Genomic DNA, 22634 nt, shown 5'->3' with positions numbered 1-22634 from the left:
ACCCACCTGTCTTTCGCAAAAAGGCGGGAATTATAACGTCTGGCGGGGGCTTACGCGAAGGTGTTCTGTGTCAACACGCACAGGCTCCGGTCATTGCGGGGAACGCCGCTACCGTTGTCGCGATAAAGGGCGTGGAGTCAACCTGGTTGAACCTGCAGGTACTGATCGGCCCAATGGGTAAAACGGTCGGCGGGAATGGCGGGCGTAAAGAGGTAACCTTGCGCCATATCGCAGCCCGCCTCTCTCAGCAGGCGGCGCTGCTCAAGCTGTTCCACACCCTCGCCAACCACCTCCATTTGCAGGGAGTGGGCCATATTGACGATGGCTTGAATCAGTTGGCGACTCTGCTCAGAGTGCTGACAGTCGGCCACAAAGCTGCGGTCTATCTTGAGTACGTCGAAGGGGTATTGTTTGAGGTAACTGAGGGAGGCGTAGCCCGTGCCAAAATCGTCCAGTGAGAGGCGAATGCCCATGTTTTTGAGCCGGTAGAGAATACTCTTGGTCAAACTGTCGTTGCCCATCAGCAGACGCTCGGTGACTTCCAGTTCCAGGGCGCGCGGCGGCAGACCGGTTTTGCTCAAGGCGCGCTCCACCGCCGTAAGGATATGCCCCTTCTCAAATTGTCGGGCACAGACATTGACCGCCACCACAAAGTCCGGATCGTATGCTTGCCAGCGTTTTGCGTGCAGGCAGGCTTCCTCCAGCGCCCAGTCGCCAATCGGGAGAATCAGCCCCGTTTCCTCGGCGATCTGGATGAACTTGTCGGGTGACGGGTTTTTCAGCTCGCTGTTATGCCAGCGCAACAGCGCTTCGGCACCGACCAGGCGGTTGTGCCCAATATCGATGATGGGCTGAAAAGCCAAGGACATTTCATTGCGGGAAATGGCGTGGCGCAAGTGCGATTCAATGGCCAGTCGACTGGCCGCGCCGTTACCGGGTTTATGGCGGTAGCGGTAAAAACCGTCGCCACCCTGCTCGCGCGCATAATACATAGCCGATTCCGCACAGCGCATTAATTCAGGCGCCGAGTTTGCGTCGTCGGGGAAAATGGCGAGCCCGATACTGGCAGACAGGGTCAGTTCGCCCTCTTCCATCAGCAGCGGTTCGTTGACGGCAGATTTCAGTGCCAGCGCTGTGCGAACCGCGTTTTCGTCTCGCTGATTCTGCAAAAGAATCAAGAACTTGTCGCCGCCCAGGTTGCCGAGCAGGTCGCCGTCATACAGGGTGTTGCGAAGGCGCCCGGCGATCTGATTCAGAACCTTGTCGCCAAGACCGTGGCCGCGCGAATCATTGATCAGTTTAAAGCGATCCAGATTCAGGTGAATCAGGGTAAATGTGCTCTCCTTGGATTTCGCTGCGAGTGTGGCCTGCTCCAGCTTCTCAAGACTGTAGCTGCGGTTGGGTAGCCCGGTTACCGCGTCATAGTGAGCGTTTGTATACATGCGCTGGGCGAATACTTTCTCATCGCTGATATCGTCTATCAGGATGAGCATGTACATAAGCTTGTCGCCCTCGTCGTAGATCGGGCTACAGGTCGTGATGGTATGGCGGCCTGTGGGAGGGGCTTTTTCAAAGAACACCTCGCCGTGCCACTCTTCTTTTTTGCCGACGGCTGTCGAAATGTCCTGGAAGAGGCTTGAGGGTATCCCGAGGTCGGTGTATTCGAGCAAGCTGCGGCCGATCAATTTTTTTACCGGGATACCGATTAGCTCGCCCAGATTGCTGTTGGCGTAAGCCACGACGCCGCCGGCCTCTACAAACAGGATCGCCTGTGGGCTTTTCTCTAGGCCAAACAGAAGCTTATTCAGCTCAGACTTGAGGGCAGCAGCGCGAGATTGTGCGGTGTGTAGTTTGCGCAGCAGCAGAAGCGCCAGGGCGCACAGGGGAACAAGGCCGATAATCAGAGCCAGCCAAGCGCCAACCAGCCACAGTGCCAGCCCGCTGACCAGTACGGGCGCGATCACAGCGAAAAGCCACTGCTGGTTTCGCACTATAGACTCCCTTTTTGAAGCTGAGACAGATGCGAGGTCCCAACGCGAGCATGTTGTTATTTCGAGTATAGCTGCTGGTGCTAATACTTAATTCTGGTTTAGGGTTGCTTGAGAATCAAGTGCTTAGCCGGTTCTCGCCGTCAGGCCTTGCTGGGGAGCAAGCCTCTATGAGCGCGATAGCGCTCAGTATTCCGTATATTTTTTTGAGCTCCCGCGCACTTTGTCTGCCGGGTACTTGGCCTCGTTCTTCGCAATCTTCTGGTTGAGGGCGCTGGGGATATCAACATTCAATTTATCCGCCAGACGCACCAGATAGAGCTGGATATCGGCGATTTCGTCGGTGACAGCGGCCAGCTGCTCAGCGGTGAGGTTGCACGACTGCTCTTCGGTCAGCCACTGAAAACACTCTACGAGTTCGCTGGCTTCCACACTGAGGGCCATCGACAGGTTTTTAGGAGAGTGGAACTGATCCCAGTCGCGCTCGGCGGCGAAGTGTCGCAATCTTTGGCGGAGGTCATCCAGTTCTTTCATCGCGATCTCTTGTTATGGCTTGTCCGGTGACTGACCGACATAGAGGGTTTCAAAGCGGTTGCCCTGACCGGTGTTTCCAACCTGTTCATATTCTTGATAAAAGCACAAACGCAAGTTGGAGAAAACCCTTAGCAACTCACCTCGCTCCAGCAAGAAGTCGGGGTTGCTGGGGCCGCCCTCAGGCTTGGCGCGATTAAATGTTTGATAGAACAACAGGCCGCCAGGTTTGAGCGCCGTGGCCAGTGCTGGCAAGGTCGGTCGATGGAGAAAGCGGCTGACAACAATCACGTCGAAAGTGACGGGCTCGGGTGGTTGCTGCTCGACGTTGCGGGTGAGGGTTTCCAGCCTTAGTGATTGCGCTGCGGTGGTTTGCTGGAGCAGGTCTAGCGCGACCTCAGAGATATCCCAGGCTGATACGCGCAGGCCGTGTTCGGCCAAGAGTAGCGCATTCGCGCCGACACCGGAGGCCAAATCCAGCGCGGTACCGGCGGACGGCAGCAGCGCACGGTTGCGCCGAAGGACTTCGCAGGCCTGATCAACGGTGGGCCGTTCCGCGTTGGCGTAGCGCGCATTCCACCGCTCGCGCTGCGACATCAGTGCTTCCAGAAGGCTGGCGTAAACAGCACCAGCAGGGTGAATATTTCCAGACGGCCGAGCAGCATGGCGTAGCAAAGCACCCATTTGGCGCTGCGGCTGACATCGCCGTAGTGCGCCGACACGTCACCCAAACCGGGGCCGAGGTTATTCAGCGTGGCGGACGTGGCAGAAAAGGCAGTGGTGTAATCCATATTGCTCGCCATTAGCGCCAGCAGGATTAACAGAAAGGAAAACATGTAAACCGCGAAGAAACTCCACACGGCACTAACGGTTTTGGCATCCACCCGCTTGTTGCCGACTTTCAGGGGGATGATGGCGTGGGGGTGGATCAATTGCTTGAGTTCGCGAATGCCCTGCTTGGTGATCAGCATCACCCGCACCACCTTCATACCGCCGGCAGTGGAACCGCCGCAGCCGCCCATAAAAGACAGCAGAATCAGCATTACCGGCACAAAGGCGGGCCACACCGCAAAATCCGCCGCCGCAAAGCCAGTGGTGGTGGCGATGGAAATGGTGTGGAAAACTCCAAGTAACACACTTTCCTGCACCGTGTAGGTTTTGGTGTAGGCAAGAAAGCTGACAATGACGACGCAGGACACCAGCACCGCAAACAGGTAAAAGCGGGTCTCGGAGTCGCGCAGGTAGTGGTAGAAACGACGACTGCGCCAGGCAAAAAAGTGCACGCCGAAGTTGATGCCCGCCAACAGCATGAAAACCGACGCAATGATCAGAATCATTGAATTATCGAAATAGCCCAGGCTGGCGTCGTGGGTCGAAAAGCCGCCGATGGCGACGGTGGAAAAGGCGTGGCAAAGGGCATCAAAACCACTCATGCCGGCCAGCCAATAGGCCGCCGTGCAGGCAATGGTCAGGTAGAGGTAGATCAGAAACAGGGCCTTGGCGGTACCGGTGATGCGCGGCGTAAGCTTGCTGTCTTTAACCGGCCCGGGAGTTTCGGCGCGGTAGAGCTGCATACCACCGATCCCAAGTATCGGCAGAATCGCGACCGCGATCACGATGATGCCGATGCCGCCCAGCCATTGCAGAAACTGACGGTAAAACAGGATCGAGACCGGCAATTCGTCGAGGCCGGTGATCACCGTGGCACCGGTGGTGGTCAGCCCGGAAATGGATTCAAAAACGGCGTCACTCAGCGGCAGGTGCAGACCTTCCGCGAGTAGAAAGGGCAGCGAGCCAAAGCAGCCCAGTACCGTCCAGAACAGCGCCACCACCAGAAAACCGTCGCGGATATTGAGTTCGCTGCGTGCGCGCCTGACAAACAGCCAGACAATACCGCCGCAACCAAAACATAGAACAAACGCGATCAGAAAAGCCATCACCGCGCCATCGGCGGCGAGCAGGGAGATGATCGCCGGAATCAGCATGGTGGCACTGAAGACCATCAGCAGAATACCGACAATTCGGGCAATCACCGCAAAATGCATGTTGAGGCCTCGCCCTAGAAGAAAGTGAAACCGACCTGAAACAGGCGTTCCACTTCCTTGATCTTGTTTTTATCGACGAGGAAGAGAATCAGGTGATCCTCTGGTTCCACCACAATATGGCTGTGGGCAATCAATACCTCTTCACCGCGAGTAAGGGCGCCGATGGTTACGCCCTCGGGCAGGTCGATTTCATCGAGGCGGCGGCCCACCACTTTTGAGGAGCGGCTGTCGCCGTGGGCAATCACCTCTAACGCTTCTGCAGCGCCGCGTCGAAGGGAGTGGACGTTGGTAATGTCGCCGCGCCTTACGTGGGCCAGCAGACTACCGATAGTGATTTGCTGAGGCGAGAGAGCGATATCGATCTCGATGCCCTGCACCAAATCTACATAGGCGGGGTTGGTGATCAGGGTGATGACTTTTTTCGCGCCCATGCGCTTGGCCAGCAGCGAGCTCATGATGTTGGCTTCGTCGTCGTTGGTCAGGGCGCAAAACACATCGACATTGTCGATGTTTTCCGAGGTCAGCAATTCGTGGTCCGAGGCCTCGCCGTGCAATACCACCGCCTTGCTGAGTTCTTCCGACAGCACCCGGCAGCGCTGATAACTTTGCTCGATAATTTTTACCGAGTAGCGACTTTCAATCGCTCTCGCCAGGCGTTCGCCGATATTGCCACCACCGGCGATCATGATGCGTTTGTAGGATTCATCCAGCCGGCGCATTTCCGACATGACTGGCAGGATGTGATCCTTGGCCGCGATAAAGAAGACTTCGTCTCCCGCTTCAACAACTGTATCGGCTTTTGGCAGAATGGCTTCGCCGCGCCGGAAGATGGCCGCCACGCGAGTGTCGACCTTGGGCATGTGCTGGCGAATTTCCTGCAGCTCCACACCCACCATCGGGCCGCCGTAATAGGCTTTAACGGCAACCAGCTGCACCTTGCCATCGGCAAAATCCAGTACCTGCAATGAGCCGGGGTATTCCAGCAGGCGCATGATGTAGCGGGTGACCAATTGCTCGGGGCTGATGATGACGTCGATGGGGATGGAGTCGTCGGCAAACAGGCCGTCGTTGAGCAGATAGGCGCGCGAGCGAATGCGAGAAATCTTGGTGGGCGTGCGGAACATGGAGTAGGCGATCTGGCAGGCGACCATATTGATCTCGTCACTGCTGGTCACCGCGATCAGCATGTCCGCGTCGTCGGCGCCCGCCCGGCGCAAGACATCGGGGTGGGAGGCAAGGCCGGTTACCGTGCCGATATCGAGCTTGTCCTGCAATTGTTGCAAGCGCTCGCCGTCGCGATCGACGATGGTGATATCGTTGTGCTCGCTGGCGAGGTTGGCCGCCAGTGTGCCGCCGACCTGCCCTGCCCCCAGAATGATGATTTTCATCAGGAATCCTGACTCAATTTAGCCGCGATTGTAGGCGCATTACCTGAGCTTGTTAACCCGTGTGCCTGATTGCAGGCACATTTTCCTCTCAGGCCTATTAAACGTCTGCCTTGCTAAGTACAGCGTAGTAGAAACCGTCGTGGCCGTCTGTCTGTGGCAGCAGTTGTCGCCCGAAGGGCTGTGCCAGCCCCCAGTCTGCACTAATGGGCTGGTGACGGGCGCTTCCCTCTTCGGCCAAAAAGCGCTCTACGACCTCGGTGTTTTCCGTCGGCAGGATGGAGCAGGTGGCGTACAGCAGGCGACCGCCGGGTTTCAGGGTGGGCCACAGGGCCTTGAGCAAGCGCAATTGCGTGTCGGCCAGCGCGCGAATGTCGGCGCTCTGGCGATGCAGTTTGATATCCGGGTTGCGCCGCACCACCCCGCTGGCGCTGCAGGGAGCGTCGAGCAGAATCTGGTCGAAGGGTTGCTTGTCCCACCACTGCTCCGGGCGCGCCGCATCGCCGGCAATCAGTTCGGCGCTGAGATTGAGGCGCTCCAGATTGTCCTGCACCCGCACCAGGCGAGAATCGTCGATATCGAGGCAGGTCAGGTTCAGGTTGCCGCCGGTGGCTTCCAGCAGGTGGCCGCTCTTGCCGCCCGGAGCGGCGCAGGCATCCAGCACCCGCATGCCCGGTTGTGGTTGCAGCAGGCCGGCGCAGAGTTGGGCAGATTCGTCTTGCACGCTGACCGCGCCGTCGTCGAAATCGGGCAGCTTGCTGACATCGACGGGCTTTGCCAGCCGGATGCCGGTCTCGGCAAAGGCGCAGGCCTTGGCTTCCATGTCGAGTCCCGCCAGCTGTTCCAGGTAATTTTCTCGGGTCTGGTGAAGCACATTGTTGCGCAGGCACAGCGGTGGATGGCTGTTGTTGGCGGCAAAAATCGCCTCGGCCTGTTCCGGCCAGGCCTCGAGAATGGCCTGATGCAGCCACGCCGGGTGGGCGGTTTTCTCGGCCTCGTCCAGTGCGGCCAGCAGGGTTTCGCGCTCGCGCTGAAAACGGCGCAGTACCGCATTGGTGAGCCCCTTGGCCCAGTCCTTTTTCAGCTTGCGCACCGCGTTGACGGTGGTGTTAATGGCGGCGTGATCGGCAATGCGCATGTAGTCGAGCTGATAGATCCCGAGACACAGCAGCATATGCAGGTCGCTGTCCTTGTCCTTCATCGGTTTCTTGATGGACTGGCGCACCACCGCGTCGAGCAGCGGGTAAAAACGCAGGGTGCCATAGCAGAGCTCGCGCAGTAGCGGGCGTTGCTCGAACTTGACCTTCTGTTCCCAGCGCGGCAATTCCCGCGCCAGTGAATGGCCGTTAGCCACGGCCTGCAGACAGCGCGCGGCGGCCGCGCGAACTTCAGGCATGGGCTTCTCCGGCGTTTTCGCCGAGCACGGTGCCGGGAGTAAAGCGATCGGCACGGGCGTTGAGCATATCCTGGGCCGACATCGCGCGGGCGCCGGGCAGCTGCAGCTCGGTGAGCAGCAGTGAGCCTTTACCACAGGCAACCTGAATGCCGTCTTTGCTCGCAGCGAGAATTTCTCCGGGAGCGCCCTCGCCGGTGGCAAGGGTGGCGCGCTGAATTTTCAAGCGCTCATCGCCGAGTTGGGTATAGCTGACCGGGAAGGGGTTAAACGCGCGGATTTTCCGGTGCAGCAGCACGGCGTCTTCGGCCCAATTAATGAGGGCCTCGTCTTTCAGTATTTTCGGTGCGTAGCAGCTCAGGGCGTCGTTCTGCTGCTCGCCCTGCAAGGTACCGGCGGCGAGGTGATTGACTGCATCGATCAGTGCCGGGCCGCCCTGCTCTGCCAGTTTGTCATGGAGGCTGGCGGCGGTGTCATCGCTATTAATCGGGCATGTGGTCTTTAGCAGCATGTCACCGGTGTCCAGACCTGCATCCATTTGCATGATGGTGATGCCGGTTTCCAGATCGCCCGCTTCAATGGCCCGTTGAATGGGCGCGGCACCGCGCCAGCGGGGCAGCAGCGAGGCGTGTACATTGACGCAGCCGAGGCGCGGCGCATCCAGCACCACCTGCGGCAGGATCAAGCCGTAGGCCACCACGATCATCAGGTCGGCCTGATGGCTTTTCAGTTCGCTCACAGCGTCTTCGGTTTTGAAATTCAGCGGTTGATACACCGGCAGGTCGTGGGCGATGGCGAGTTGTTTAACCGGGCTGGCCTGCAGTTTCTTGCCGCGCCCGGCCGGGCGGTCAGGCTGGCTGTAGACGGCGACAATCTCGTGTCGGCCATCCTGAATCAGGGCCTTGAGATGGCTGGCGGCAAAATCGGGGGTGCCCGCAAAGATCAGGCGCAGGGTTTGGCTCACGGTATGTCCTTAACGGGGCTTCAGGAAGCGGCCCGGCGATGCTGTTTTTCCAGCTTGCTGCGGATGCGGTTGCGCTTCAGCGGCGACAGGTAGTCGACAAAGAGCTTGCCCTTGAGGTGATCCATCTCGTGCTGAATACACACCGCGAGCAGACCTTGAGGTTCTTCTTCAAAGCGATTGCCGTCGCGATCCAGCGCGGTAACGCGGATATGGGCCGGGCGCTCGACGGTTTCATAGAAGCCGGGCACCGACAGGCAGCCTTCGTCATAGCTGCCAAGGTCTTGATCCAAAACGGTTATTTCCGGGTTGATATAGACTTTCGGATCACTGTGATCTTCGCTGACGTCGATCACGATAATCTGTTCGTGCACATCGACTTGGGTCGCCGCCAGACCGATGCCAGGGGCGTCGTACATGGTTTCGAACATGTCGTCGATCAGTTTGCGGGTGCGATCGTCCACCTCGGCAACCGGTTTGGCTTCGGTGCGCAGGCGGGGGTCGGGGAATTCGAGTATGTCCAGAATCATGCTGTGTCCGTCGGGCTGCTCTCGGTCGTTGCAGCGGCTACTTGCGAGTGTTTGTGACCGAGTTGTCGTGAAATTTTAACGGTTGCTGCTAAGATTATGATCAACAAGCATTATTGACCCAATCTGTGCTAACGTAAGAGTTACGGTCGATTATACCACAGTGCGCCCTCCCGTCAGTGCGTGCAGGCATGGCAAAAGTCCGGCAAAAACTTCGGTATAACGGCGCGTTCAACACAGTGTGGCAAGGCATTCCGCCACCCGAGGATAACAAGATGAAACGACTGCTGCTTGGTCTGGCGCTCTCTGTAAGCTTTACTGCGGCTGTGCTGGCTGATGTTCTGGCATTGAAAGAGGATCACCCGCAAACCTACGTGGTAAAACGCGGTGATACGCTGTGGAGCATTTCCAATATCTTTCTGGAAGACCCTTGGCTCTGGCCGGAGTTGTGGCACTACAACCAGCAGCTGGATGACCCCCACCTTATTTACCCTGGCGATATTCTTTACCTGATCTGGGTAGACGGTAAGCCTCGGCTGGTTAAGAACATCGTCAAGAAAACCACCGTTAACCGCGACGTTAAGCTGACGCCGCAGATGCGCATTTCCGATGTGACTACGGCCATTCCCGCCATATCGCTGGATGTGATCGGCCCCTTCCTGAGCAATAGCCGGGTGGTCGATAAGGCCCTGCTGGAAGAGGCGCCTTATGTGTTGAGCGGTCGCGAAGGCCATATTGTGACCGGTGCCGGCGATACCCTCTATGCCCGTGGCAAGTTTGAAGATGAGAGCGTCTACGGCATTTACCGGCAGGCGCAGGTCTTTACCGATCCGGATACCGGCGAGCTGTTGGGCATTCAGGCCCGCGATATCGGCGCCGGCAAGCGCCTGTCAGTGGATGGTGACATTGCTACTTTGCAGGTTAACCGCAGCAATCAGGAAATTCGCCGCGGCGATCGCCTGTTGCCGCAGGAAGATCGGACCCTGAAACCGCGCTTTGAGCCGCGTGCACCCAGTGAGGAAATCGAAGGCCAGATCATCGCCGTCGAAGGTGGTGTCAGTCAGGTCGGTAGCATGGATGTGGTGATTCTGAACCGTGGCGAGCGCGACGGTGTGAAATCCGGCGACGTGATGGCGATCTATCAGCGCGGTGTGCTGGTGCGTGATGATATTGCTGAAGAAATTGTGCGCGTGCCCGACGTTGAGGCTGGCCTGCTGATGGTCTTCCGCAGCTACGAAAAGCTGTCTTTCGCGGTGGTATTGTCGGCGACTCAGGCTCTGCGCGTGGGCGACAAAGTCAAAAACCCCACCTGATAATGTAACTAACCCGCAGGCACAGGATGTGCCTGGAGAAAGAACATGGATGTTGCTTCGCTTTCCAGCCTGCAGTGGCTGCTGATCTCCCAGTGGCCCGGCCTTTCCCGCAGTGCCCTGCTGCGCTTGATGCAGCAGGCACCAAACCCAACTGATTTATTGATGCTGAGTGATTCGGCCTGTCTTGAGGCCGGTGCCCGGCAGAGTTGGCTGGCTGCCCGTTCATCTTATCTGAGTGGCCGCGATCACGCCGCGGAATTCCGAGCCGATGCCCAGTTGCAAGCGCTGGCTAGTATGGGCGCCCGCATTCTTCCCTATATGGATGAAGGCTACCCGGCCCTACTGCGGGAAATCCCCGATCCGCCGCCGTTGCTCTATGTGGCCGGGCGCACCGAATTGCTGGCGCAGCCCCAGCTGGCGGTGGTGGGCAGCCGCAATGCTTCGCGTGGCGGTTTGGCTCTGGCGGAAAGTTTTGCCTCGGACTTGGCTGGGCGCGGCCTCTGCATTACCAGCGGACTGGCTTGGGGAGTTGATTCCAGCAGTCATCAGGGCGCGTTGAAAGCCGGTGGCGATACCATTGCGGTATTAGGTACCGGCATTGATGTGCCCTACCCCCGGCGAAATCTCCGGCTTTACCACGACATTCTCGAGCGCGGCCTGCTGGTGTCTGAATTCCCGCCGGGCAGCCCGCCCCGGAGGGAGCAGTTTCCCCAGCGAAATCGTGTGATCAGTGGCCTGAGCTTGGGAGTACTGGTGGTCGAGGCGGCGCCCCGCAGTGGCTCCCTTATTACCGCCCGCTTTGCACTGGAACAGGGGCGGGAGGTGTTTGCCATCCCCGGTTCCATTCACAATCCACTGGCGCGAGGCTGCCACCGCTTGATCCGCGAAGGGGCAGCGCTGGTGGAATCCGCCGCAGATATTCTCGAAGCCTGGGTCGGCTGGCTGCCGCCGGCGCTGGCGGAACTGGAATCGAGCAACGCAAAGCCACCCACTCTTGAGCCCGGCCAGCAGCACCTGCTCAATGCGCTGGGCTTCGACCCCCTGCCCCTCGATCGTTTATCGGATCAGTGTCGAGTTGCCGTAGACGAGCTGTTACCGGAATTGCTGGCGCTGGAGCTGGAGGGTTGGGTCGAGCAGCAGGGCGCGTGTTGGGTGCGTTGTAAATGAAGCACTTGAACAACTTGCTGTACAGGTTAAAATTGTACAATTATCAGTACAAGTGGGTAGCTCCAATGCGAGTGATCAGTTTTTCGGAAGCGCGCAGCAAGCTCAAGAGCTTGCTCGATCAGGTCGTCAACGATGCGGATTATGCCATTATCACGCGCCGTGACGCGGAAGACGCCGTGGTCATGTCGCTGGATCACTTTAATGGCCTGATGGAAACGGTCTACCTCATGAAAAGCCCGGCCAATGCGGCTCACCTGCAGCGATCCATAGATCAGTATCGGGCGGGCGACGCACAGGAGCGCGCGCTCACGGATGATTGAAACGCTTTCATGGACGAAAGAAGCTTGGGCTGACTACCTGTATTGGCAGGGGCAGGACAAAAAAACACTCAAGCGCATCAACCGCCTGATTCGAGATACGCTGCGCTCACCTTTCGAGGGCATCGGCAAGCCAGAGCCACTGAAGGAAAACCTGAGTGGCTTCTGGTCGCGACGTATTGATGACACTCATCGACTGGTCTATGTCGTCGACGACTCACGGCTTACTATCATTGCCTGCCGCTACCACTACTGAGTCAGGCCGCTGCCCTTTTCTTGCATTACCGCCCCCGCTCCGGTATTTTCCGCGCATTTCCTGACCTTGGCCCCGATGGCCCAAGCTGGAGGCTTTTCCGGTGTCATCCCTGTCTGCATTTCGAATCCGGCGCGCCGCAGATATTTTGCTGTCCGGCGGGCTGATTACCCACCCCACCGAGGCGGTGTGGGGCTTGGCCTGTCTGCCGAGCTTTCCCGCGGCGACCGCCCGCCTGCTGGATCTCAAACAGCGCCACCCGGCCAAGGGGCTTATTCTGGTGGCTCACGATGCCAGCTGCTTCGCGCCCTTGATCGATCCGTTGCCGGCTGAAGTGCGTCAACGGATGCTGGATGCCTGGCCCGCCGCGGTGACTTTTGTGGTGCCAGATCCTCATGGCTGGGCGGCCCCGTGGGTACGTGGCAGCCATGATTCCGTGGCGATTCGGGTAAGTGGGCACCCACTCACGTCCGCTTTGAGCCGGGCGGTGGGCGGCCCCTTAATCAGCACCTCAGCCAATCCCTCCGGCGCCAATCCGGCGCGCACGGCCTTAAAAGCCAGACAGTATTTTGGGGAACGTCTGGACTACTATCTGGTCGGAGAAACCGGCGGCGCCAGCCGTCCGAGCCGCATTCTTGATGCCCTGACGGGCGAAGCCTTCCGGGAGTAAGCGTGGATATTCAGGCCGTTAAAGATTACCTGCTTGATCTGCAGGATCGCATCTGCCGGGAACTGGAGGCCGCAGATGGCAAGGCCGAGTTTGTAGAAGATGCCTGGGAGCGCGGTCGCAGTCGTATCCTGACCGATGGTGCAGTGATTGAAAAAGGCGGTGTGAACTTCTCTCACGTGGCGGGTGACAATATGCCCGCGACCGCTACAGCCCGCCGCCCGGAATTGGCCGGCCGCTCCTATCAGGCCATGGGTGTGTCGCTGGTGATTCACCCCCAGAACCCCTATGTGCCCACCAGTCATGCCAATGTGCGCTTCTTTGTGGCTGAAAAACCTGGCGAAGAGCCGGTGTGGTGGTTTGGAGGCGGTTTTGATTTGACGCCCTATTACCCCTTCGAGGAAGACGTGATCCACTGGCATCAGACGGCTTTTGACGCTTGCGCTCCCTTTGGCGATGACGTCTACCCGGCCCTGAAACGATGGTGCGACGAATACTTTTATCTGAAACATCGCGACGAAACCCGCGGTGTTGGCGGCCTGTTCTTCGATGATCTCGACGAAGGCGGCTTTGATCGCTGCTTTGGTCTGATGCGCAGCGTAGGTGATGCCTTTCTTAAGGCCTACGTGCCGATTGTCGAGCGCCGCAAAGCGACCGAGTGGGGCGAGCGTGAGCGCGATTTTCAGCTGTACCGCCGCGGCCGCTATGTGGAGTTCAATTTGGTTTTTGATCGGGGCACCCATTTTGGTTTGCAGAGTGGCGGGCGCACCGAGTCGATTTTGATGTCGCTGCCACCGCTGGTGCGATGGGAGTACAATTGGCAGCCCGAAGCGGGCAGCCCCGAAGCGGACCTCTACGACAACTATCTCAAGCCCCGGGATTGGCTGAAGGTAAACTAATGTCCAGTTCTGATCAGTATGCGGTGTTCGGCAATCCTATCCGGCACAGCAAGTCCCCCGAAATTCACGCCGCCTTTGCCGCCCAAAGCGGGCAGAACATGGTGTATCGCACTCATCTGGTCGATGACGGGATGTTTGCCGAAAGCGCCGGACGTTTTTTCGACAATGGCGGCAAGGGTTTGAATATCACCGTGCCGTGCAAGGTGGACGCCTTTCAGTTTGCCGATTCGCTCTCTGATCGCGCACGGCGGGCCGGTGCGGTCAATACGCTGGCGCTGCAGGACGACGGCACCATTTACGGTGATAACACCGACGGTGCGGGCATCGTTCGCGACATGCTGGAAAATCTGGCTTGGGAAATGACCGATCGCCGGGTGCTGATTCTCGGTGCGGGCGGCGCGGTGCGAGGCATTCTCAGCCCCTTGCTGGCGCGCAACCCTCGTCACATCGTGATTGCCAATCGCACCGTAGAAAAGGCGCGGCTACTGGCTCGTGAGTTCAGCGAGCTGGGCGAAGTCCGCGGTTGTAGCTATGAAGGCCTCGCTGGCAGCCAGTTCGATCTGGTGATTAACGGCACCAGCGCCAGCATGATGGGGGATCTTCCTCCGCTGTCGCCGGAGTTGCTCAGCGAAACTGCCTGCTGCTATGACATGATGTATTCCGCCGAGCCGACCCCCTTTATGCGCTGGGCGGCCAGTGAAGCGGCCTGGGCTGTGTCGGACGGTCTCGGCATGCTGGTTGAACAAGCGGCGGAATCGTTTTGTATCTGGCGCGGCATCCGGCCCAACACCGGGCCGGTCATCGAACAGATTCGCGCCTCGCTGAATAAACCCACGGGATAAGGAAACGCATTTTGCTGTTACAGATTGTTGGCCTGATTGCCGGGTTGCTGGCACTAGTCTGGAGTGCCGACAAATTCGTTTTGGGCGCCTCCGCCACCGCCCGCATTCTCGGCGTGTCCACCCTCGTCATCGGTATTCTGGTGGTGGGCATTGGCACGTCCGCACCGGAGATGCTGGTGTCTGCCATCGCCGCCTTTCAGGGGCAGGCCGGCTTGTCGGTGGGGAACGCGCTGGGTTCCAACATCACCAATATCGGACTGATTCTCGGTATCACCGCGTTGGTGGCGCCCTTGGAGGTTCGCTCCAAAATTCTGTTCCGCGAAATCCCCCTGCTGATTCTGGTAATGATTGGCGGCTGGTTCCTATTGCGCGATGGCGAGTTAAATCTGGTAGACGGCAGCATTTTGCTGGTGGGCTTTGCACTGGTGATACTGCGTCAGTTGTGGGAAGCCAAACACGGCATCGACGATCCGCTGGCGGGTGAGTTTGAAGAGTCGCTGGAAAAAGACCTGACTCTTGGCAAAGCGCTGTTCTGGCTGGCGCTCGGTTTTGCGGTGCTGCTGATTTCTGCCCGCGTCATGGTCTGGGCGGCGGTGGATATTGCGCAGGCGTTGGGAGTGAGCGAGCTGGTTATTGGTTTGACCATTGTCGCCATCGGCACCAGCCTGCCGGAGCTGGCCGCGTCAGTCGCCGCCGTGCGCAAAAACGAACACGATATTGCATTGGGTAACGTGCTCGGTTCTAACCTCTTTAACCTCTTGGGTGTAATGGCTTTGCCGGGTGTGATCTCACCGGGGAAAGTGGATGCCGCCGTACTGAGCCGGGATTATCCCATCATGATTGGCCTGTCGGTGATGCTGTTTATTGTCGCCTACAGCTTCAAAGGCAGCCGGCGCATCGAGCGCTGGGAAGGCGGCCTACTCACCGCCTTGTACTTCTCCTATCTCGGGCTGCTGGTTTACACCGCTTAACCGCGTTTACTTGGATAGCTCCGCAATATGCCGGTCTTTCAACTTGGCGTAATTGTTGGCGCTGTAGGTAAAATATTCTCGCTCCTTGTCGGTTAAGTCCCGAACCGGTTTCGCCGGGCTGCCGACATAGAGCTTGCCGGATTCCAGCGTCTTGCCCGGCGGTACCAAACTGTTCGCCCCCAGAACCACCTCGTCTTCAATCACCGCGCCATCCATCACAATACAGCCCATGCCGATTAACACCCGACTGCCAATCTCGCAACCGTGCAGGGTCACGCTGTGGGCAACAGTCACATCATCGCCAATGGTCAGCGGATAACCGTCCGGGTTAAACGGACCGGCGTGGGTGATGTGAAGAATGGAGTTGTCCTGAATGCTGGTGCGCGCACCAATGCGAATACGATGCATATCGCCGCGAATTGTGGTGTTGGGCCAGACCGAGCTGTCATCGCCCAGCGTTACATCCCCAATCACCGCAGCGCTGGGGTCGATAAAGGCGCCCTTGCCGAGTTGCGGGGTGTTGCCTTCGAAGGTGCGGATGTAATTTTTGGCTTTGTAAGGCATCTAGTTTCCGTGGTCTATTGGGATGCGCCCATGATAGCGAAGTGCGCGAATATATCGAACATCGCCGGCTGAGAGTTGTCCTGCATGACCAAGATAGTGATTGATATTGTTTGTGATTTGCATCACAATTTTTCGTGTAATTGATACCGTGTATTCGTAACTGGTGTTTTTACCAAAAATAATCCGGTAGTTTACGCAGCAGCGTAGTTATACGACTTTGTGGCAAGGAAGCCCGGCAGTGACTCTTCTCCGAGTTGCTGATGCAAAAGGAATTTGCAGCCCTCTCTTTCGGCTTTCTTTCCACGTTGATAACAAAAACCCAAGGACGTGGTGGGATTATGAGTGAGCATGGGCGCCGGTTCCCGGCATTCTCGGTAAAAGCCGTATTGATTGTTTTTTTGCTGGCCATTTTCAATGCCAGCGCACATGAAAGCGCACCCCATCAGGCCTCCGAAAACTCCGAAGCTATCAATCAGGCATTGCAATGGCTTGAAGCCTCCCGTTTGGAAAGCGGTGCAATTGTTACTGCATCGGACGAGGCTTCAGCTTTCCAAGCAACGGCCGAAGCATTTCATGCCGCAATCTCGGTTGGCCGCGATATTTTTGAGAGCAGTGACGTCCTGGCTTTTCTAGATAGCGCCCCCGCAGCGTTACCTACCGAAAACTTGTCCCGACTAATTATTGCCTTGCAGAGTGCTGAGCGCAGCACGACCCGAGCCGTCGAAGAACTGCTAATTCGGCAAGGGCAAGATGGCGGCTTTGGAGATTACCCTGGCTACGATAGCACCCCGCTTGATACGGCTTTTGCGCTGTTGGCCCTGCAAAAAGTACAGCGTGATGCCGCAGTGGCAGGCAGGGCATTAAGTTACCTCTCTTCCGCGCAGCTAACGACCGGCGGTTTCGGTTATTACGCCGATCAGTCTTCCGGAATGGTTACTGCGCTCGTGGTTAAAGCCCTCAAACCCTATCTCTATACCTTCAATATTTCTTCTGTGCTTAGCCGGGCCGCAGACTTTCTGTATGCAATTCAAGAGGAGAGTAATCGCTGGAGCAGTGATTGGGAAAGCGCTCTGATTCTGCAAGCGTTGATTCCCATAACAACCGACGTGTCGCGCTATCAGGAGTCTGTCGCAGTTCTCGAGAGCAACCAACGTGCTACAGGCAGTTGGGTGGACCAAGTTTACTCAACGGCTCTGGCGATTTCGACATTAGACCTGTTGGCCAATCTGGAGGTACCGGCCGACCCCGAAAAGGCGGTTGTGCGAGGCAGACTCATTGATGCAGTGGGTGGCTCGGCGCTGACGAATGCTCGGATTGATGTGAGGGATTTCGATCTTGAAGCGGTTTCCATTGATAGCAGTGGTCAGTTTGTACTATCCAATCTCGATCCGGGTGCCTACATCGTTTCTTACTCAGCCCCCGGCTATTTGTCTGCCTCCCAAAACCTGAATCTTCAGAAAGGCCAGTTTGCTGATGTTGGTACCATTCGCTTAACCGTGGCGCCCACCGCTTCACTGGTTAGCGGTGTGCTCACCGATACGACCACGGGTGAACCCGTGGCGGGTGCGATTGTTTCGGTAATCGTTAGTGGCACTTCTGCCAGCGCCATCAGTAATACGAACGGTGAATACCAGTTGTTGGCGGAATTGGGCGATGCGGTGCTCACCGTTACATCGGATGACTACCATGCCATATCGGCGACGGTGACGCTGACGGCGGGCACCGCAGTCAACTTTTCGCCGGGGCTTTTGCCCATAGCGGAGTCGCAGCCCGCCAATGCATCAATCTCGGGGCTCATCCTAGACGAAAGTAACCAGCCGTTAGAGGGAGTTAGCGTAAGCCTTGCTGGCGCTGGTTCCGTGGTAACCGAGAGCGATGGCTATTTTGTGCTTGAAAACCTGTCGGCCGGTGAAGTGCGAATTGAAATCGCAAAGACGGGGTACGAGACACTCAGCTCGACATTGATTCTTCCCGAAAAAACACGGGTCAATCTGGGTGAGGTCACGCTCAGAGAACAGGTTGTTTTGCCCGCCACGTCGATCAGCGGCCAGGTAATGGATTTAAGTACAGGCGCGCCTGTGGCGGGCGCGTCCGTTACCGTTGGTTCGGCAAGTACGACCACCGACAGCAACGGCTTTTACAGTCTTCGCGACATACCGGTACTTGAATTCACTCTGCAGGTGAATGCCTCGGGTTATCTTTTTACAAACAAGGATATATCCCTAACCGAACATAGCCAGTTATCGCTCAACATCAACATCCGCAAAGCGGATCTGGGCGGCGTTGAAGTCGCGGCCGTTACCAGCAATGCGTTCAGTTATGGTGCTTATGAGCCGGTGTTGATCAGGGCCAGCCTTGAGAACAATACCGCGCTGACGCTGGGCGCGAGGCTGTATGTAAAGGTGAAGAACGTCGCCGGTGAGGAAGTGGCGAGCTTTCCGGCTAGGTATTTGCCGCCGCTGGAGTCGGCTCTGGATGAGGAAGAGCTGGTGCACTACCAGCAGCATCTTGAAGAGTCCGTTGAACACCTTACGCCCGGTGAACAGCGCGATGTGCAACTTGAACAGTGGTGGAATACAGAGAATACAGCACCGGGTGACTACGTAGTGACGGTGCAGGCAGTTGATGCGGCCACCAGCAATCTCGTGTCGGAGAAAAGCCTTGTTGTAACGGTGGAAGATACGAGGGAACTCGCAGCGCTGCGTCTGGCCGCAATCCCCGGATATGTGCTGCTGAATCGTGATGCGGAAGTTGTAGTGAGCGCCGAGTTGCTTAATCGCTCCAACGTGTCATCAGTCCTAGCCTTCGATTATCAGCTGATTGACCCGCGTGGGCAGGTGCTCATTGATGGTCAGGGGAATATCGCGCTCTCGCCAGATCAAACCAATCTCATTGTTGAGTTGGATCGCTTGCTCCATCAATTCACGGCAAGCGGGGACTATGCACTTCAGCTATCCAATATTTCCGGCATGGATATTGTTGAATCGTCCGAGGGCAACGTTTTTGTGCCCCCTTCTATTCGGCTCGACATCCAGCAGTTACTAACACCCAACGAGGTTGTGCCATTAGAAGGTGTCGGTGTGACAAGCAATATTCAGATCAAAGGAGTTGATGGTGAATAGTCTGATGAAAACCGTTGGCGGCTTGAGCTTTTTCCGCATACTCGTTGTCGCCGGCCTGCTGCTGAGTGCGGTGCATACTCAGGCCAGTCACTTCCGCTTTGGTCACTTTACCTATCAGTCAAGGCAGGATGTTGCGCCGGCCGCTGCCGACTTTGCGATGACAGTCGCATTTAGAAGTAGCGCCTTTGGACACCCCGGTATTGGCCAGACCTTTCGGCCCGGCAGATACAATTTTGGTGATGGTCGTTCGGCAAACCTGAACTATCGGGTGATTGCCCGAAACCTTCAGGAAGACTGGATCGTTGGTCGCGCGATTGATTCTTCAGGCAATGACCTAATCAGGCATATCTACCCTTCGGTGGATAACAATGGAAACCCCTGGCTTGGTCAGTTCTCCAGTTGTTGCAAGATTGGAGGCATTCGCAATGCAAGTAATGCAAGTTGGCGCGTCTATACCCGGGTTGATCTCACCAGTGGCAATTCTTCTCCGCTCAGCAATCTGCCGCCGATCGTTAGTTGCTCTAAATATGACTGCCGATTTTTGATTCCGGCTGTTGATCCAGATAGGGACAAAATAACCTGGCGTTTGTCTACCCGTTCAGAGTCTGCAATTCCGTCCATTCCGAGTGGTATGCAGGTTGATCGTGACACCGGCGTATTTACTTGGGCTGGTGCACAGTCGTTTTCAAATGGTCTGTATTCTGTTCAGGTGACGCTTGAAGACCGCGATGACAACGATGTGGTGAAAAGTACGGCGGCAATCGACTTTTTGATTCGACTGCAGGATCAGGGGGCGAATATTGCCCCGGCTTTTGATCACCCGCCGACACCGGAAGCAGGTTCTCGTATCAAAGCTGTCGTGGGGCAAACACTCAGTATTGCGGTACAGGCAAGCGATGCCGACAGCAACGACACCGTTTATCTCAATCATGTTGGCTTACCGAATCGGGCTACCTTCGAGCAAAGCATTTCCGGTGGCCGGATCGGACTTGCACATCTTGAATGGACTCCCACTGAAAGTGACATTGGTGAGCATATCGTCACCTTCCTAGCCAATGACAATCGCGGAGGAGCGTCGTCACCCGTGTCCGTTACCATTGAGGTTATTAAGCCAGCCATCTCTGACGTTCGAGTGAGGAGCAGAATCTCGGCAGATGATGTCGATGTCGACACGTCGTCCTTGTCCAAACCACCATCGTCAATCGGCATTGAAGGTGATCGCACGGTCGTTACGTGGGAGTTCGCCACCTTCAGCGTGGATCAACTTGAGAATCTTTCGAAAAATCTGCGGCTGTACAACGTTGAGCCGGGTGAAATACGTGTTGTCACCGAGCAGCTAGAGGTTTCCTATATCGATATCGACGGAAACCCTGTGCACCAGAGTCTCGGTGAACAGCGAGTCAAGGTAGCGCCCACCTTGACCAGCGTATCGGTTGCCACGGATAAACCAAGCTATACACCCTCCGAGCAAGTGATCGTCAGCTCCACCATCATGAATCTGGCCAGCGTGAAAACCGATGCGCCAGTTTCAATCATCGTTACTGATACGCAACAGAACATTGCCGCTGATCTCGGCAGCTTCAATGTTGAGGCGCTTCAGGCGCAAGAAACGCGTGGCCTGCCCAATTTGAATTTCAGTGCCGCCGATGTTTATGCCGGTAGCTATCTCGCTATCGCGAGAATACTGGACGAGCGCGGCAAGGTGCTGCGTCAAGCCTCAGCCCCCTTTTCTGTTACGACACAGAGCGGTGAGCTGGCGACGATTTCAGCCCTTGTGAGCACAGACAAGCCGGTATATCGGGCGTGGGATCAGGCCATTGTTGATTTGCGAGCGCTTAATAATGCGAGCAATGCAACCTTCAATGGTGGTAACGGCGTGATGACTGTCTATCGCCCTGACGGCTCGCTGTTGGAGTCCGGAACCTATGTCATCAATAGTCTGGCACCGTCTGCGAATGAAGATCGCCAGCACATACTGCGGCTTGAAGACAGAGAGCCGGGAGCCTATCGGGTTGTCTGGCAAATCAAACAGGCGGAAGAAATTCTGGCAGAAAGTGAAACCCAGTTTACGGTTGAGCGCGCAGCGCTGGAATCACTGATTGGTGAGATCGAGGTTGAGCACTATCCGACCGGCGAGCCGAAAAGCTGCCAGTTTGTGGCAACCAACCGCAGCTCATCGGAGCTCGACAACGCGACACTGATATATCAGGTGATTGCGCTTGAAAGTGGCGAGGTGCTTTATCAAACCCGCGAGGGCAATCTGGCACTGGAAGCCGGAGCGAGTCACCCTTACACGCTGATTCTGTCCGACCCACCAGCCTATGGCGATTACGGCTGTATCCTGATGGCTGAGATTGACGAAGAGCTGCGCCAGCTTGCTGCTGCGGGCTTTCAGGTCATACCCCCGAACCTGGAGGTTCAGGTTCAGGCTGCCTCGAAAGGCCGCTTGCTGGTTCTGCTCGATGCGGACGACTATCAGGCACCCCGCGATACGGTGGCACCCGCTTTGCAGCGCGAATACCTCGAAAGGTTGCTCACAGAAAATGGCTGGAACTATACCCTTACCAGCACGCCTGAAAGCTTCGCAAATGAATTCAATAGCGGCGGATACAGCTCAATAGCCATACTGTCAGAAGCGACAACGCTGCATCCTCAAGTGGAGGCCTTGCTGGCTGAAGCGCAGAACAGCGCCACAGGCCTGCTGATTTCAGGTAGCTGGAACCGTCGCAATAGCCAGCTGGAGCGCAGTTTAGGGATAGCGCTCACGGGGAAAAACAACCAGGCACATTCCATCGATGTGATGGAGGGGGTTCTGGCTAATGCTGCAGAAGATAGCCCGCCGGTGAGTGCGGGGCTCGCGTTGGCGCATTGCGGAGCGCAAGTGTGGGCAGCATTTTCCGTCGGGAAAAATGCCAGTCACGAATGCGCCAACCTCGATGGGCCGGCGGCGGTAACAGTGGCTAGCTACGGTCTGGGTCGCCACGCGTACTTCGCCTACGATGCACTCGATTCCGCCGCGGCGCAGCAAGGGTTGCACGAGCAGTTGCTACTGGCCGCCTTGGAGACAATACAGCCCCGGACCTGGCCACTGGCACCCGGTCGCATTGTGCCGTTGGAAATCAGCATTGAGAACCAGAGTCGACGTGCTGCCCTTGATGTGGTGATTACGCTGCCCAATGGCGGGCAGGTGGTAGACACTACCGGCGTGTATAGACATGGCGACGACACCTGGTTATGGCAACAGGATCTTTCCGCGCCCACCGCCGTGCACAAAATTATTTATATCCAGCTACCGGAAAGCTCCTCGGATTCGCTACCTGTACTGGTGGATATCCATGCGGGCATCAATCGCTCCCTGATGGTGAATGACAGTGAATTTGCGCTGTCGCTTGCCCCGATTGACGCCGGACTGTCGTTCGGCAATGCGATCAGTCTTATGCAGTCCTTGTTGGATCAATACCCACAAGACAAGGACTACGATTTCATCGATAAAAAACTCCGCAGTGCCGAGGCAGATATCCACCAAGGGAAAACCGACAACGCCATCAAGTCGCTCCTGCTGGCGACCGACAGGCTGGAAAAGAAAGTCTCAGCGCAAGCGTTGGACTTGAGGCTTGCCGTTGATCGCGTCCTGTATCAGTTGCAGCGCACACGATCGAGCATCTCTTTCGCTAACGAATAACCCTAAA

Annotated in this window: 19 protein-coding genes; 10 read left to right on the top strand and 9 right to left on the bottom strand. The window is 57.0% G+C overall.

From position 1 onward, the window contains the following. Positions 1-137 precede the first annotated feature (137 nt). The 8 genes from FHR99_RS14430 to def all read right to left on the bottom strand — a co-directional run bounded on the left by FHR99_RS14430 (position 138) and on the right by def (position 8833). A complete protein-coding gene (locus tag FHR99_RS14430) occupies positions 138-1991 on the bottom strand; it encodes an EAL domain-containing protein (protein WP_183411411.1) in 1854 nt (617 codons plus the stop codon). Positions 1992-2174: 183 nt separating this feature from the next. Next, entirely contained in the window at positions 2175-2522 is a 348-nt protein-coding gene (locus FHR99_RS14425; RefSeq protein ID WP_183411410.1) for a nucleotide pyrophosphohydrolase, read from the bottom strand. A 12-nt stretch (positions 2523-2534) separates the two neighbouring features. Further along, the gene (locus FHR99_RS14420) at positions 2535-3116 is read right to left on the bottom strand and encodes a class I SAM-dependent methyltransferase (RefSeq protein ID WP_183411409.1); all 582 of its coding nucleotides are present in this window, start codon (positions 3114-3116) and stop codon (positions 2535-2537) included. After that, positions 3116-4564, bottom strand: coding sequence for a TrkH family potassium uptake protein (locus FHR99_RS14415; protein WP_183411408.1), 1449 nt, complete (start codon positions 4562-4564; stop codon positions 3116-3118). The genes FHR99_RS14420 and FHR99_RS14415 overlap by 1 nt, the downstream gene beginning before the upstream one ends. 14 nt (positions 4565-4578) lie before the next feature. Further along, positions 4579-5952: a Trk system potassium transporter TrkA gene (gene trkA, locus FHR99_RS14410; RefSeq protein WP_183411407.1), complete on the bottom strand. Its 1374-nt coding sequence runs from the start codon at positions 5950-5952 to the stop codon at positions 4579-4581. A 97-nt stretch (positions 5953-6049) separates the two neighbouring features. Further along, positions 6050-7345, bottom strand: coding sequence for a 16S rRNA (cytosine(967)-C(5))-methyltransferase RsmB (gene rsmB, locus FHR99_RS14405; protein WP_183411406.1), 1296 nt, complete (start codon positions 7343-7345; stop codon positions 6050-6052). Further along, positions 7338-8294, bottom strand: coding sequence for a methionyl-tRNA formyltransferase (gene fmt / locus FHR99_RS14400; RefSeq protein WP_183411645.1), 957 nt, complete (start codon positions 8292-8294; stop codon positions 7338-7340). The genes rsmB and fmt overlap by 8 nt, the downstream gene beginning before the upstream one ends. A 32-nt stretch (positions 8295-8326) precedes the next feature. Continuing rightward, complete coding sequence (def, locus tag FHR99_RS14395; RefSeq protein ID WP_183411405.1) at positions 8327-8833, bottom strand: peptide deformylase; 507 nt, start codon at positions 8831-8833, stop codon at positions 8327-8329. 272 nt (positions 8834-9105) lie between these two features. Here def and FHR99_RS14390 point away from each other — a divergent pair, with 272 nt between their 5' ends. From FHR99_RS14390 to FHR99_RS14355, 8 genes are all read left to right on the top strand, one after another. Continuing rightward, a complete protein-coding gene (locus tag FHR99_RS14390) occupies positions 9106-10143 on the top strand; it encodes a LysM peptidoglycan-binding domain-containing protein (protein ID WP_183411404.1) in 1038 nt (345 codons plus the stop codon). Positions 10144-10188: 45 nt separating this feature from the next. Next, positions 10189-11310 (top strand): DNA-processing protein DprA, encoded by a 1122-nt coding sequence (gene dprA / locus FHR99_RS14385; protein WP_183411403.1) that lies wholly within the window; start codon positions 10189-10191, stop codon positions 11308-11310. A gap of 65 nt (positions 11311-11375) precedes the next feature. Further along, positions 11376-11630: a type II toxin-antitoxin system Phd/YefM family antitoxin gene (locus FHR99_RS14380; RefSeq protein ID WP_183411402.1), complete on the top strand. Its 255-nt coding sequence runs from the start codon at positions 11376-11378 to the stop codon at positions 11628-11630. Further along, a complete protein-coding gene (locus FHR99_RS14375) occupies positions 11623-11883 on the top strand; it encodes a Txe/YoeB family addiction module toxin (protein ID WP_183411401.1) in 261 nt (86 codons plus the stop codon). The genes FHR99_RS14380 and FHR99_RS14375 overlap by 8 nt, the downstream gene beginning before the upstream one ends. A 100-nt stretch (positions 11884-11983) precedes the next feature. Next, positions 11984-12550, top strand: coding sequence for an L-threonylcarbamoyladenylate synthase (locus tag FHR99_RS14370; protein WP_343067612.1), 567 nt, complete (start codon positions 11984-11986; stop codon positions 12548-12550). Between the two features lie 2 nt (positions 12551-12552). Continuing rightward, complete coding sequence (gene hemF, locus FHR99_RS14365; RefSeq protein ID WP_183411400.1) at positions 12553-13446, top strand: oxygen-dependent coproporphyrinogen oxidase; 894 nt, start codon at positions 12553-12555, stop codon at positions 13444-13446. Next, positions 13446-14288 carry a shikimate dehydrogenase gene (gene aroE, locus FHR99_RS14360; RefSeq protein WP_183411399.1) on the top strand — a complete coding sequence of 281 codons (843 nt, stop codon included), beginning with the start codon at positions 13446-13448 and terminating at the stop codon, positions 14286-14288. The genes hemF and aroE overlap by 1 nt, the downstream gene beginning before the upstream one ends. Positions 14289-14299: 11 nt before the next feature. Continuing rightward, positions 14300-15259, top strand: a complete 960-nt coding sequence (locus FHR99_RS14355) for a calcium/sodium antiporter (RefSeq protein ID WP_183411398.1) — start codon at positions 14300-14302, stop codon at positions 15257-15259. Between the two features lie 6 nt (positions 15260-15265). Here FHR99_RS14355 and FHR99_RS14350 read toward each other — a convergent pair whose 3' ends face one another. Beyond that, positions 15266-15823 (bottom strand): gamma carbonic anhydrase family protein, encoded by a 558-nt coding sequence (locus FHR99_RS14350; protein ID WP_183411397.1) that lies wholly within the window; start codon positions 15821-15823, stop codon positions 15266-15268. Between the two features lie 260 nt (positions 15824-16083). Here FHR99_RS14350 and FHR99_RS14345 point away from each other — a divergent pair, with 260 nt between their 5' ends. Together FHR99_RS14345 and FHR99_RS14340 are read left to right on the top strand one after the other, a co-directional pair. Beyond that, positions 16084-18945 (top strand): carboxypeptidase regulatory-like domain-containing protein, encoded by a 2862-nt coding sequence (locus tag FHR99_RS14345; protein WP_246386949.1) that lies wholly within the window; start codon positions 16084-16086, stop codon positions 18943-18945. Beyond that, positions 18935-22627, top strand: a complete 3693-nt coding sequence (locus FHR99_RS14340) for a putative Ig domain-containing protein (RefSeq protein ID WP_425488631.1) — start codon at positions 18935-18937, stop codon at positions 22625-22627. Before FHR99_RS14345 ends, FHR99_RS14340 begins: the two co-directional genes overlap by 11 nt. Positions 22628-22634: the final 7 nt, after the last annotated feature.

This window comes from Litorivivens lipolytica (genome assembly GCF_014191715.1).
GTDB classification, from domain to species: domain Bacteria; phylum Pseudomonadota; class Gammaproteobacteria; order Pseudomonadales; family Spongiibacteraceae; genus Litorivivens; species Litorivivens lipolytica.
The sequence above is the reverse complement of the archived record's forward strand: the minus strand, read 5'-3'. Positions and strand labels throughout refer to the sequence as shown.